The following is a 12,746-nucleotide window of genomic DNA, read 5'->3' as shown; positions in this document are numbered from 1 at the left end:
GGGGTCGGACACCGGCCTTTCGCCGTACGAGCGGTGGCGGCGCGGGGTCGCACCCGTGATGCTGGAGCGGTGATGGACGAGACGGAGTTCTGGGAGATCGTCGACCGTACCCGCGAGGCCGCCGACGGCGACCCCGAGGAACACGCCGAGCTGCTCGTGGAGCGGCTCGCACTGCTCGACCCGGACTCCGTCCTCGACTTCGCCCGGCATTTCGAGTCCCGGTACAACCGGGCGTACACCTGGGACCTGTGGGGTGCGGCCTGGGTTCTGCTCGACGGGGCGAGCGACGATGCCTTCGACTACTTCCGCTGCTGGCTGATCGGCCAGGGGCGGGAGGTGTTCGAGGGCGGGGTGCACGATCCGGACCAGCTGGCGGAGCTCCTGGGCGACTTCGACGAGGAGATCGACGGGGACGGCGAGGAGTTGGGGTACGCGGCCGACGAGGCGTACGAGCAGCTGACCGGGGCGGTGGCGCCGGAGCTGGGCGTCCCGCTGCAGGCGGCCGAGCCGGAGGGCGCCCCGCTGGACTTCGAGAACGAAGCCGTGCTCGCGGAGCGCTTCCCCCGGCTGTGGGACCGGTTCCGCGGCTGATCAGTAGTGGGTGCCGCCGTCGATGCGGATCTCCGTACCGGTGATGAACGCACCGTCCTCGGAGCCGAGCATGGCGACGACGCCGGCGACGGTCTCCGGGCCGGCGAAGCCCTGGCCGAGGGCCGGGGCCAGCTTGGTGAAGAGGGACCAGTCGGTGTCCTGCGGCAGGCCGGGGCCGGTGCCGGTGGTCATCCCGCTCTCGATGGATCCGGGTGCGACGCTGACGAAGCGCAGGCCCTGCTTGCTGTACTCGGCGGCGAGCGCGTGGGTCATGGACTGGATGCCGCCCTTGCTGGCCGCATAGGCGGACATGTAGGGGTGGGCGAAGGACGCCGAGGTGGAGCTGAAGTTCACGACGGCCGGCCGGTCGCCCGCGAGCAGCGCCGGGAGGGACTCGCGGATCATCAGGAACGTGCCGGTGAGGTTGACCCCGATGACCTGGTTCCAGAGGTCGAGGGTGGTCCGATGGGTGTGCTCGGAGCGCAGGATGCCAGCGGCGTTGACGAGGACGTCGAGCCCGCCGAGGGCGCCGACCGCGGCGGCCACGCCCTCCTTGACGGCGTTCTCGTCGGATATGTCGAGGAGCGCGGTGGTGAGCCGGTCCGCGTGGCCTCCCCCAGCTACCGCTGGGAGGTACCCCCCTGCGGCGGCCTGGTCGGCGGTGGCCTTCAGGCCGGCCTCGTCGACGTCCACGGTGTGGACCCGGCCGCCCTCGGCGAGGATGCGGTGGACGGTGGCCCGGCCGATGCCGGAGCCACCGCCGGTGATGAGGACGCGACGTCCTTCGTAACGGTTCATGGCGCGAGCGTACCCAAGCAGTGGCACGTTTTGCCATGACGACAAAGAATGTAATCACCGAGGTTGGCGAGGGGTACGCTTCACCCGTGAGATCCCCTCGCCCGTACTCTCCCCAGGCCGGCCCCGGAGCCCAGTCGCTGACCGAGCGCCGCAAGGCCGCCACCCAGCTCGACATCGCCCGCGCGGCCTGCGATCTGTTCGCCGAACACGGCCCCGACGGCACCACCGCCGAGGACATCGCCCACCGGGCGGGGGTGGCCCTGCGCACCTTCTACCGCTACTTCCGCAACAAGCAGGAGGCGGTGGCCCCGCTGCTGGCGGGCGGCGGTGACGCCTGGCGCGCGCTGCTCGCCGAGGAGGACCCCGGCACCCCGCTGGGCGAGGCGCTGGAACGCGCCGTCACCCGCTCACTGAGCGGACAGCAGGCGGTCGAGGAGGGCCTGGAGGTGACCCGCGGCCTGCTGCGCGCGGCGGCGGACGACCCGGCCCTGCGCGGGGTCTGGTACCGCGTGAACCAGGACTCCGAGGAGCGCCTGGTCCCGGTGATCTCCCGGTTGGTGGGCCCGGAGGCCGACCCGCTGGAGGTGCGTCTGCTCGCGGCGGCGGCCACGGACGCGATCCGCGTCGCGCTGGAGCTGTGGTCGACGACGGACGCGCCGGTCTCGGGGTCCGGCTCACCGGCGGAACTCGCGGTCCGCTGCCTGCGGGACCTGACAGGCGCGATGCCCCTGCTCCTCCGCTAGGGGAGGAACAGGGGCATCGCATCCGATCACATGGGTCGGGCTCGCGGTCCTACGTGTCCCGGTGGGGCTCAGCGACCACCCCAGCCGCCGCCACCGCCGCCACCGCCCCCTCCGCCGCCACCCCAGTTGCCTCCGCCGCCGTCGCCGCCGTTACCGCCACCGCCGCCCCAGTTGCCGCCACCGTCGCCGCCGTTACCGCCGCCGCCGCCCCAGTCGCCGCCACCGTTGCCGCCGTCACCACCCCGGCCGTTGCCCCAGTCGCCGCCACCGTTGCCGCCACGACCGTTGCCCCAGTCGTCGTGGTTGCCCCAGTCACCGTTGCCACCGCGACCGGAGTCGTTCCAGTTCGACCAGTTCGAGTCGCGCCAGCTGTTGTCGCGCCAGCTGCTGTTGTCGCGCCAGTTGTCGTTGTATCCGCCGACGCCGCCCTGGTCCCAGCACCAGCTCGGACGGTTGCGCCAGTCTCGGTCGCAGCAGACGTTCCACCGGGCGTCGGAGCGGTTCGAGGGGTAGCGCCAGCAGTCGTAGCCGCCGTTCCCGCCGCCGCCACCATTTCCGGCGACGACCGAGGCCGACGCGCTGGCGACGGGCAGCAGACCTATCGCGATTCCCGCGGCGCCCGCCATGGCTGCCGCAACGATCTTACGGCGCATTCTCATGCACCTCCGCACGTGTCTCGCTTATTGGGCTTTTAGGTCATTTCCACCCTCACTCGCCCATGCGGCCCTGTCAAAGCGGAAAGGCCCCCCGCCGCTCTCCGAAGAGAGTGGCGGAGGGCCTTCCATCAGGCACTTTAGAGGTCGAAGTAGAGCTCGAACTCGTGCGGGTGCGGACGCAGCTGGATCGGGGCGATCTCGTGCGTGCGCTTGTAGTCGATCCAGGTTTCGATCAGGTCGGGGGTGAAGACACCGCCGGCCAGGAGGTACTCGTGGTCCGCCTCCAGCGCCTTGAGGACGTCCTCGAGGCTGGTCGGGACCTGCGGGACGCTCGCGTGCTCGTCGGGCGAGAGCTCGTAGAGGTCCTTGTCGATCGGCTCCATCGGCTCGATCTTGTTCTTGATGCCGTCGAGGCCCGCGAGCAGCAGCGCCGAGAAGGCGAGGTACGGGTTCGAGGACGGGTCCGGGGCGCGGAACTCGACGCGCTTGGCCTTCGGGTTCGAGCCCGTGATCGGGATGCGCATGGCGGCGGAGCGGTTGCGCTGCGAGTACACCATGTTGACCGGCGCCTCGAAGCCCGGCACCAGGCGGTGGTAGGAGTTCACCGTCGGGTTGGTGAACGCCAGCAGCGACGGGGCGTGCTTGAGGATGCCGCCGATGTAGTAGCGGGCGGTGTCCGAGAGGCCCGCGTAGCCGGCCTCGTCGTAGAACAGCGGGTCGCCGTTCGCCCACAGCGACTGGTGCACGTGCATGCCCGAGCCGTTGTCACCGAAGATCGGCTTCGGCATGAAGGTCGCGGTCTTGCCGTTGCGCCAGGCGACGTTCTTCACGACGTACTTGAAGAGCATCAGGTCGTCGGCCGCGGCCAGCAGCGTGTTGAACTTGTAGTTGATCTCGGCCTGGCCGCCGGTGCCGACCTCGTGGTGCTGACGCTCGACCTGGAGGCCCTGGGCGTCCAGCTCGAGGGAGATCTCGGCGCGCAGGTCGGCGAAGTGGTCGACCGGGGCTACGGGGAAGTAACCACCCTTGTAGCGGACCTTGTAACCACGGTTGTTCTCCTCGGAGCCCGTGTTCCAGGCGCCGGCCTCGGAGTCGATGTGGTAGAAGCCCTCGTTCGCGGAGGTCGCGAAGCGCACGCTGTCGAACACGTAGAACTCGGCCTCGGGGCCGAAGAACGCGGTGTCGGCGATGCCGGTGGAGGCGAGGTACGCCTCGGCCTTCTTCGCGATGTTGCGCGGGTCGCGGCTGTAGGCCTCACCCGTGATCGGGTCGTGGATGAAGAAGTTGATGTTGAGCGTCTTGTCCTTGCGGAACGGGTCCAGACGCGCGGTGGTGATGTCGGCACGCAGCGCCATGTCGGACTCGTGGATCGCCTGGAAGCCGCGGATCGAGGATCCGTCGAAGGCGAGCTCCTCCGCCGGGTCGAACGCTCGCGCCGGGATGGTGAAGTGCTGCATCACACCAGGCAGGTCACAGAAGCGGACGTCAACGAACTTGACGTCGTTCTCCTCGATGTACTGCTTCACTTCGTCGGCGTTCTTGAACATCCAACTCCTCCTACTCCCGGCCCCGGGGCAGGGACGGGCTTTATAGCTCGTGGTGCGTCAGTGCGGTGCCGCACGCTGACCCGACCATAAGCAGACGGGATTTCCCAAGCATGACCCATTTGTTTCGCACAAGTTAACCAGGGTCCGGCCGGAGGGCCGTGCGGCGCCACGGGTACCGTGTTCGGGTGGACAACAGACAGGCAATCGGATCCTGGCTCTCCGGCCCCCGCGCGGCCGCCGAGGAGATGGGTGTCGACTTCGGCTATCCGGGTCAGCGGCTCGGCCTGCCCCAGCAGGGGCCCGGCTCGGTGGCACGTTTCGGGCGTCGGCTCGGCGCCGTCGTGATCGACTGGATCGGCTGCCAGCTGATTGCCTACGGGCTGATCACCGGCGGCGACCTGGCCGCGGCCGGCAACTGGACCCTCGCGCTCTTCGTGGCCCTCACCATCCTGACGGTCGGCACCGTGGGCTTCACCCCCGGCAAGCGGATCCTGGGCGTCCGGGTGATGTCGGAGTCCGGCGGCCGCCTCGGCCTCTTCCGTGTGGTGCTGCGCACGCTGCTGCTGGCCCTGGTCATCCCGGCGCTGATCTGGGACCGCGACGGCCGCGGCCTGCACGACCGACTGGCCCGCGCCGTCCAGGTCCGCATCTAGGACTTCCGGAAACGCGGTACGACACAGGGGTGCCCCCCGAGCCTCGGGCTCGGGGGGCACCCCTGTGTCGTATACGAAAATCAGGTGAGCTGGTCAGCGCATCTTTCCGCCGCGCGGCATCTTCATGCCCTTCGGCATGGGGCCCTTCGGCAGCGGCATGTTGCTCATGAGGTCACCCATGGCGCGCAGCTTGTCGTTGATCTCGGTGATCTGCGGGCCGGCCAGCACGCGCGGCAGCTTGAGCAGCGTGGTGCGCACCTTCTTGAGCGGCACCTCGCCCTCGCCCGTACCCACGATGAAGTCGTGCACCGGCACGTCCGGCATGATCCGGGCCAGCTTCTTCTTCTCGTTCGCGAGCAGCGGCTTCACGCGGTTCGGGTTGCCCTCGGCGATCAGCACGACGCCGGCCTTGCCGACGGCACGGTGGACGATGTCCTGCTGCCGGGTCATCGCGACGGCGGGGGTGGTCGTCCAGCCCCGTCCCACGTTGTCCAGCACGGCCGCGGCCGCTCCCGGCTGGCCTTCCATCTGCCCGAAGGCGGCCCGCTCGGCCCGTCGTCCGAAGACGATCGCCATCGCGAGGAACGCCACCAGGAATCCCAGGATGCCCAGGTAGAGCTCATGCCCGACCAGGAAGCCGATCGCGAGGAAGACACCGAAGGTGACGATGCCCACGCCTGCGACGATCAGACCGACCTTCGGGTCCGCCTTGCGCGTCATCTTGTACGTCAGGGCGATCTGCTTCAGTCGCCCGGGGTTCGCAGCAGTCTCTGCGTTTGACTTCCTCGCCATACAGCGAAGTTTACGTGGCCTGCGGGGTTCGGGTAGCCGCGGCCTCAAGTACGTGTTCGGTTTCGACCCGGTCCTTGGCCCTCTTGCGGTCCTCCAGGACCGCCGTCCAGGCGTTCCGGCGGGCCCCGCTCATCAGCAGGGACTCAATGCCCCGGAAGGCGTCGGAGAGGGTCGGGATGGCAATGGCGCGTACGGGCGCGGCCTGCATGATGTCGATCCCTTTCACGATGCTCGCGTCGGCGTGATGCGAGCGGTGTGTGCGGTGCGTGGACCAAGCGTCACTGACTGGTGTTACCAGGGCGTGACCGGTCGGTCAAATGTGATGTACACGTTGCAAACACTGACGCGGCCCACCGGACTCTTCCTCAGGAAAGAGCCTAGGGGCCGCGTCGATGCGGTGTTACCCATTAGTAACGCTTTGTGCGCGACTTCACACGCTCGGCGCGCGAACGGTCGGACCGACGCGCGCTTCTCGTTCTCCCGGTCGAGCTCCGCCTCGCCACCGCTCCGGCCGCGCGCCCGCCCTCGTACCTCGGGCGGACCCGCAACCTACGCCACGGCTCCGCTCCGCTTCTCCATCGCCTGCTGGTAGAGACGACCCGCGCGGTACGAGGACCGGACCAGCGGGCCGGACATCACACCGGAGAAGCCGATCTCCTCGGCCTCCTTCGCCAGCTCGACGAACTCGGCCGGCTTCACCCAGCGCTCGACGGGGTGGTGCCGCGGCGAGGGCCGCAGGTACTGGGTGATGGTGATGAGCTCGCAGCCGGCCTCGTGCAGCTCCTTCAGAGCCTGCGAGACCTCCTCGCGCTCCTCGCCCATGCCGAGGATCAGGTTCGACTTGGTGACCAGGCCGTAGGCGCGGGCCTGCCGGATCACGTCGAGCGAGCGCTCGTAGCGGAAGCCGGGGCGGATCCGCTTGAAGATGCGGGGCACGGTCTCGACGTTGTGCGCGAAGACCTCGGGGCGGGAGGCGAAGACCTCCTCCAGCAGCTCCGGGACCGCGTTGAAGTCGGGGGCCAGCAGCTCGACCTTGGTGTGGCCGGACTCGCGGCCCGCCGTCTGCTGGTGGATCTGGCGCACGGTCTCCGCGTACAGCCAGGCGCCGCCGTCGGCCAGGTCGTCGCGCGCGACGCCCGTGATGGTGGCGTAGTTCAGGTCCATCGTGACCACGGACTCGCCGACGCGCCGCGGCTCGTCACGGTCCAGCGCCTCGGGCTTGCCCGTGTCGATCTGGCAGAAGTCACAGCGCCGGGTGCACTGGTCACCACCGATGAGGAAGGTGGCCTCGCGGTCCTCCCAGCATTCGTAGATGTTCGGACAACCGGCTTCCTGGCACACCGTGTGCAGTCCTTCGCCCTTCACCAGGGCCTGCATCTTGGTGTACTCGGGACCCATCTTCGCCCGGGTCTTGATCCACTCGGGCTTGCGCTCGATGGGGGTCTGGGCGTTACGGACCTCCAGGCGCAGCATCTTGCGTCCGTCGGGTGCGACTGCGGACACGACCGGCTCCCTGTGACTTCGATTGTTCGGCGCCCACCAGGGTACGCCCGTAATTTCATACGCTCTTACGTCGCCCAACCTGCGGGCGGCCGGTCTCATTCCCGAGGGCTAGGAACCCACGGCCGGCTCGATCTCGCGGGGCCGCAGCTCCGCGTGCTCCAGTACATCCTTCAGGTGCCGTTCGGCCACCGGAAGTACCTCGGCGATGGTGATCTCCCGCCCCAGTTCGTACGAGAGCGACGTCACACCGGCGTCCCGGATCCCACAGGGGATGATCCGGTCGAACCAGGTGCTGTCCGGGTTCACGTTGATCGCGAAGCCGTGCATGGTGACGCCCTTGGCGACCCGGATGCCGATGGCGGCGAGCTTGCGGTCCTCGCGGCGCTGGCCGGCGTTGGACGGGGCGTACTCGGGGCCGTTCAGCCGCGCGTCGAACTCCTCGTCGTGCAGCCGCGGGTCGAACTCCAGCGACAGCCCGCCGATCTTCGGACGCTCCTCGACGGGGTCACCCAGGACCCACACCCCGGAGCGGCCCTCGACGCGGGTGGTCTCCAGGCCGAACTCGGCGGCGGTACGGATCAGGGCCTCTTCGAGGCGACGGACGTGGGCGACCACGTCCACCGGGCGGGGCAGCTTCATGATCGGGTAGCCGACCAGCTGACCCGGGCCGTGCCAGGTGATCTTGCCGCCGCGGTCCACGTCGACGACGGGGGTGCCGTCGAGCGGACGTTCACTGGGGTCGGTGCGCCGGCCCGCCGTGTAGACCGGCAGGTGCTCCAGCAGCAGGCAGGTGTCCTCGATCTCGTCCGCGAAGCGGGCCGCGTGCACCCGGCGCTGTTCTTCCCAGGCCTCGGTGTACTCGACGGATTCCGGCCCGAAGCCCAGATGGACAAACCCAAGCTCAGCCACCGCAGCGCCTCCTCGTTGAACCTGCTGTGTGCACGTACCTCACCGAGCAAGGGTACGGCGACCCTCGCGAACCCCTTCAGGGCCCCGGCTCGGGCTCCGGCTCGGGCTCCGGCTCGGGCTCCGGCTCGGGCTCCGGCGGGGGTCCCGGCAGTTGCTTCGGCCGGCGCCGTCCCTTGGGCGGCCGGTCCGGGTCCTCGTCCGCGCGCGGCAGCCGCCGGTGGCCCTCCGAGTGGTCGTTGACCCAGCCGCACACCCCGCACGCGTACCGGCCGTCCAGCCCCGCGATGTAGGTGCCGCAGCGCCGGCACTCCGCCTCGGTCAGTTCGGGCGGGGGCAGCGGGGCAGTGGATTCGGTTCGCTCCTCGGGGAGGTGCGCCCTGTGGGGCCGAGGGGTCATGGCCCGCAGCGTACGCGGGCGGAGGGGGCCGGTCCGTAAAGGGCCCTACGCATTCTGCACACGATCGGATGAATGTGGGGCAGAGAGGGCGGCATCGGCGAAGTTCGCCGCTACATTCACGCCGTTCACAGGGCCGGGACCCCGGTCCGTCACGTCAGGAAACCGTGGAGCCGATGACGGAACGACCTGCCCAGCGCGTCCCCAACCGGCAGCTCGCGGCGCTGATCGCGGAAGCCGGGTTCTCCAATGCCGGTCTCGCCCGCCGCGTCGACCAGCTCGGCCTGGAGCACGGTCTCGATCTGCGGTACGACAAGACCTCGGTGACCCGGTGGCTGCGCGGGCAGCAGCCCCGCGGCACCACCCCCGCGCTGATCGCCGAGGTCTTCACCCGCCGCCTCGGACGCCGCCTCTCGGCCCAGGACCTGGGCCTGGACGCCTGCGCGCCCGTGTACGCCGGGCTGGAGTTCGCGGCCACCCCGGAGGAGGCCGTGGACATCGCGAGCGGGCTGTGGCGCAAGGACTCCGGCTCGCACGCCGAGCTCCGGAAGATCGCCTTCACCCCGGCCGGGCTGGTCGTGCCCAGCCGGGACTGGCTGATCGGGCGGGCCGACGAGCGGGTCGGCCGGGGCGCGGAATCCGCCACGGCCCGCGTCCCGCTGCAGGGGCGGGCCTCGGTGCCCCGGCAGCGGCAGATCGACCGCGGCCCCGGGCAGCGCGTGACCGGCGGGGACATCGCGGCGCTCAGATCGGTGAGCGAGCTGTTCCGGACCCTGGACCAGGCGTACGGCGGCGGGCACGCCCGGCAGGCCCTGGTGCGCTACCTGGAGCACGAGGCCGAGCCGATGCTCCGCGGAACCTACGGGGAGACCACCGGGCGGCGGTTGTTCTCGGCCGCCGCCGATCTGACCCGGCTCGCGGGCTGGACCTCGTACGACATCGCCGCGCACGGACTGGCCCAGCGCTACTTCGTGCAGGCGCTACGGCTGGCGCAGGCGGCCGCGGACCGCCCGTACGGCTCGTACGTGCTGGTCACCATGAGTCGGCAGGCGGTCTACCTCGGCCACGGTCGCGAGGCCGTGCAGCTGGCCCGGGTGGCCCAGCAGGGCGTCGGCTCCGGCCCGCCGCCCGTGGTGCAGGCGCTGCTCCACTCGGCGGAGGCGCGCGGACACGCGGTCCTCGGCGAGGTGCGGGCGTCGACGGCCTCCCTGGTGCGGGCCGAACGCGCGTTGGGCGCGGCCCGGCCGGGGGACGACGTACCGCACTGGGCGCGGTTCTACGACGAGGCGCAGCTGGCGGACGAGTTCGGGCACTGCCACCGGGACCTCCAGCAGTACCGGGCCTCGGCGCAGCACGCGGAGCGGTCCCTGCAGCTGAGGGCGCCGGGGTACGCCCGGTCCCGGCTGTTCTGCCGGGTGGTGCTGGCCACGGCCCGGCTGGGGCTGGGCGAGCTGGACCAGGCGTGCGCGCTGGGCGCGGAGGCGGCCCAGCAGGCGATGGAGATGCGCTCGGTGCGGGCGGTGGAGTACGTCCGGGACTTCGAGCGGCGGCTGGAGCCGTACCGGGACGCCTCGGCGGTGCGGACCTACCGGGACCGGGTGGCGGCCTTGTCGTGACCCCGCGGGTCGGCCGCGGATCGCGCGCCCGGCACGCCGGCGAGGCGGGAGCAGGGCCCCGCCGGCGTCGTCAGGTGTTCTCAGGCCGCCACCGGGAGTGCGGGCTCCGGGGCGACCGGGAGCGGGATTCCGAAGTCGCGCAGGACGGCGCCGGCGGCGCGGCGGGCCGAGTGCAGGGCTCCTTGGACGGTGTTGGTGTCGCGGTGGTCGCCGCACACGTACAGCCCGGCCAGTACCCGCACGGGACGCCGCATGTCGTGCGGCGGGGGCATCGCGGGGACCGCCTCCGGGGTGTGGTGGACGGCCAGCAGTTCCCACTCGCGGGTGGGGGTGTCGTAGAGCCGGGCCAGCCGTGCGGCGACCGTGCGCGCCGGTGGTGGCGGGCCGAGCACGGTGGTGGTGACCAGGCTCCGGCCGGCCGGGGCCCGGGTCGGGTCGACCGCGCTCATGACGGCCGTGTGGGAGACGGGCCAGTTGGGGTCCCCGTCCAGGAGCAGCGTGCCGTCCCGGGACAGGGGTGCGGTGGTGGCGTGGTGCAGGACGGTGACCTCGTGGAAGGCGGGCACGCGCAGGCCGGGCAGGAGCTCGGCGGCGGCGCGGGCCCCGGTGGCCAGGAGGACGGATCGGCAGCGGAAGTCGCCGTGTTCCTCGGTGGTGACCAGGTTGGTGGCCACCGACCGGACCCGGACCCCGGTGCGTACGGTGCCGGGTGGCAGGGCGGCGGCGAGCAGGTCGGGCAGGACCGCCGCGCCGCCCTCGGGTACGGCGAGCCTGCCGCGGGCGAAGGTGCGCAGGGCGAGGTCGGCGACCCGGCTGGAGGTGGTGAGCTCCGGGTCGCGCAGCAGGGTGGCGAGCAGGGGGCGGAGCGCCCCGTTCAGGGTGCGTGTCGGCAGGCCGCGGGAGCGCAGGGCGGCGTGCGCGGTGCGTTCGGGACGGGCGAGGAGCTTCTCCTCGGGCAGGGTGGCGAACCGGCCGAGGGCGGCGCTGATCCGGGCCTGGTCGAGAGAGCGGCTGGCCAGGGCCCGGGCCGGGGTGAGGACCCCGACCCGCAGCTGTTTCCCGTCGGTGTGGACGAGGACGCCCGGTGTGAAGGGGCGCAGGGTCAGGGCCCGCAGGCCCGGGGTGCGTTCGAGCTCCGTGTACGCGGTGTTGAGCAGTTGGCCGATCCGGTCGAGCCGGAACCCGTCGGCGGACTCGGTGGCCATCCGCCCGCCGGGGTCGTCCGCGGCTTCCAGGACGGTGACCGTGACTCCGGCGGCGATCAGGTGCTGCGCTGCCGCGAGTCCTGAGACTCCGGCTCCTACGATGACGACGTCCGCATGGTGTGCGGCATGGTGTGCGCTGCTGAGCACGTGCCCCTCCCCGAGGTCGGCGCGGCTGTGTGGGGATCCTCCTTCCCCCAACCGGTTAAAGGGGAACCCGAGTTCGGCGGGGTATTGCGGTCAACTCCGGTCGCACAGCGGTCGCATTCGGGTCACAAACGGTCGCACGGTGGTCGCACGCGGATCTCAGAGCGCGGCGCGGATCGCCTGCTCGATGCCGGGGTCACGGAAGACGAAGCCGGACCCCAGCAGCCGCGCGGGCCGGGCCCGCTGACTGCCCAGCACGTCCTCGGCGAACTCCCCCAGCACGACGCGCAGGGCCACGGCCGGTACGGGCAGCACCGCGGGCCGGCGCAGCACCCGGGCCATGGCCTCGGTGACCTGGCGGTTGGTCAGCGGCTCCGGGGCGGTCAGGTTGACCGGGCCGGACAGGGCCGGGGTGTCGATGATGTGCCGCAGCGCCGCCACCTCGTCGCGGAGGGAGATGTACGACCAGTACTGGCGGCCGGTGCCGAGCCGGCCGCCGACCCCGGCGCGGAAGAGGGGGAACATCCGCCCCCAGGCCCCGCCCTCGCGGGCGACGACCAGCCCGGTACGGGCGAACGCGGTCCGGATCCCGGCCTCCTGGGCGGGGGCGGCGGCCGCCTCCCACTCCACGCAGACCGAGGGCAGGAACCCCTGCCCGGCGGGGGCGTCCTCGTCGACGGCCCGGTCGCCGGTGTCCCCGTAGTAGCCGACGGCCGAACCGCTGACCAGGACGGCGGGGGGCTCGTCGAGGGCGGCGAGGGCGTGCGCGAGCGCGGCGGTGCCGAGCACCCGGCTGTCGCGGATCTCCCTCTTGTACGCGGCCGTCCACCGGTGGTCCCCGACCCCGGCCCCGGCCAGGTGCACGACGGCCCCGCAGCCGGCCAGACCGGCGGGGTCCACGTACCCGCGTGCCGGATCCCACCGTGCCTCGTCCGCCCCGACGGGCTCCCGCCGCACGAACCGCACCACCTCGTGGCCGTCCGCCCGCAGGGACCGCACGAGTGCGCTTCCGATGAGTCCGGTCGCCCCGGTCACAGCAATCCGCATGGCCCCATCCTGCCGGGTCGCTGCGCTGTGCTCGGCCGGTTCGGGGCGCGTCGTTGTCCTTCGTGGGACGCGCGTACCCGGGCGGACGTCACCACACGGCGCTCCCGCGCCCGCGCCTCACACGCCGGCGGGGCTGGGTTTCAGCCCC

General features: G+C 71.4%; 14 protein-coding genes. 4 read left to right on the top strand and 10 right to left on the bottom strand.

All coding sequences use genetic code 11. The features are described 5' to 3' along the window. The first annotated feature begins 72 nt into the window (after positions 1-72). Positions 73-591, top strand: coding sequence for a DUF4240 domain-containing protein (locus AB8A24_RS34625; protein WP_328963631.1), 519 nt, complete (start codon positions 73-75; stop codon positions 589-591). On the opposite strand, the gene AB8A24_RS34620 is transcribed toward AB8A24_RS34625, so the two are convergent. Further along, a complete protein-coding gene (locus AB8A24_RS34620) occupies positions 592-1,389 on the bottom strand; it encodes an SDR family oxidoreductase (protein WP_328963630.1) in 798 nt (265 codons plus the stop codon). Positions 1,390-1,475: 86 nt separating this feature from the next. Here AB8A24_RS34620 and AB8A24_RS34615 point away from each other — a divergent pair, with 86 nt between their 5' ends. Next, positions 1,476-2,132, top strand: a complete 657-nt coding sequence (locus tag AB8A24_RS34615; protein WP_328963629.1) for a TetR family transcriptional regulator — start codon at positions 1,476-1,478, stop codon at positions 2,130-2,132. A gap of 68 nt (positions 2,133-2,200) precedes the next feature. Here AB8A24_RS34615 and AB8A24_RS34610 read toward each other — a convergent pair whose 3' ends face one another. Then, a complete protein-coding gene (locus tag AB8A24_RS34610; RefSeq protein ID WP_328963628.1) occupies positions 2,201-2,785 on the bottom strand; it encodes a hypothetical protein in 585 nt (194 codons plus the stop codon). Positions 2,786-2,925: 140 nt separating this feature from the next. Further along, positions 2,926-4,335, bottom strand: coding sequence for a type I glutamate--ammonia ligase (glnA, locus tag AB8A24_RS34605; protein ID WP_328963627.1), 1,410 nt, complete (start codon positions 4,333-4,335; stop codon positions 2,926-2,928). Between the two features lie 185 nt (positions 4,336-4,520). Here glnA and AB8A24_RS34600 point away from each other — a divergent pair, with 185 nt between their 5' ends. Continuing rightward, on the top strand, positions 4,521-4,988 hold the full coding sequence (locus AB8A24_RS34600; protein ID WP_328963626.1) for an RDD family protein: 468 nt from the start codon (positions 4,521-4,523) through the stop codon (positions 4,986-4,988). Between the two features lie 93 nt (positions 4,989-5,081). Here AB8A24_RS34600 and AB8A24_RS34595 read toward each other — a convergent pair whose 3' ends face one another. The 5 genes from AB8A24_RS34595 to AB8A24_RS34575 all read right to left on the bottom strand — a co-directional run bounded on the left by AB8A24_RS34595 (position 5,082) and on the right by AB8A24_RS34575 (position 8,589). Continuing rightward, positions 5,082-5,780: a DUF4191 domain-containing protein gene (locus AB8A24_RS34595; protein WP_030731021.1), complete on the bottom strand. Its 699-nt coding sequence runs from the start codon at positions 5,778-5,780 to the stop codon at positions 5,082-5,084. 10 nt (positions 5,781-5,790) lie between these two features. Then, positions 5,791-5,988 (bottom strand): hypothetical protein, encoded by a 198-nt coding sequence (locus tag AB8A24_RS34590; protein WP_030010916.1) that lies wholly within the window; start codon positions 5,986-5,988, stop codon positions 5,791-5,793. A gap of 341 nt (positions 5,989-6,329) precedes the next feature. Beyond that, entirely contained in the window at positions 6,330-7,283 is a 954-nt protein-coding gene (gene lipA / locus AB8A24_RS34585) for a lipoyl synthase (protein ID WP_030731018.1), read from the bottom strand. A 108-nt stretch (positions 7,284-7,391) separates the two neighbouring features. Then, entirely contained in the window at positions 7,392-8,192 is an 801-nt protein-coding gene (gene lipB, locus AB8A24_RS34580) for a lipoyl(octanoyl) transferase LipB (RefSeq protein WP_328963625.1), read from the bottom strand. A gap of 76 nt (positions 8,193-8,268) precedes the next feature. Beyond that, positions 8,269-8,589: a hypothetical protein gene (locus AB8A24_RS34575; protein ID WP_369478464.1), complete on the bottom strand. Its 321-nt coding sequence runs from the start codon at positions 8,587-8,589 to the stop codon at positions 8,269-8,271. A gap of 173 nt (positions 8,590-8,762) precedes the next feature. Between AB8A24_RS34575 and AB8A24_RS34570 the strand changes: the two genes are divergently transcribed. Next, the gene (locus AB8A24_RS34570) at positions 8,763-10,202 is read left to right on the top strand and encodes a regulator (RefSeq protein ID WP_328963623.1); all 1,440 of its coding nucleotides are present in this window, start codon (positions 8,763-8,765) and stop codon (positions 10,200-10,202) included. Positions 10,203-10,282: 80 nt separating this feature from the next. Here AB8A24_RS34570 and AB8A24_RS34565 read toward each other — a convergent pair whose 3' ends face one another. Both AB8A24_RS34565 and AB8A24_RS34560 read right to left on the bottom strand, forming a co-directional pair. Further along, positions 10,283-11,554, bottom strand: coding sequence for an NAD(P)/FAD-dependent oxidoreductase (locus AB8A24_RS34565; protein ID WP_328963622.1), 1,272 nt, complete (start codon positions 11,552-11,554; stop codon positions 10,283-10,285). 156 nt (positions 11,555-11,710) lie between these two features. Then, complete coding sequence (locus AB8A24_RS34560) at positions 11,711-12,598, bottom strand: TIGR01777 family oxidoreductase (RefSeq protein WP_328963621.1); 888 nt, start codon at positions 12,596-12,598, stop codon at positions 11,711-11,713. Positions 12,599-12,746: the final 148 nt, after the last annotated feature.

The sequence above is a fragment of the Streptomyces sp. BF23-19 genome, from assembly GCF_041106355.1.
Lineage (GTDB): Bacteria > Actinomycetota > Actinomycetes > Streptomycetales > Streptomycetaceae > Streptomyces > Streptomyces virginiae_A.
This window is presented reverse-complemented; position numbering and strand designations above follow the sequence as displayed.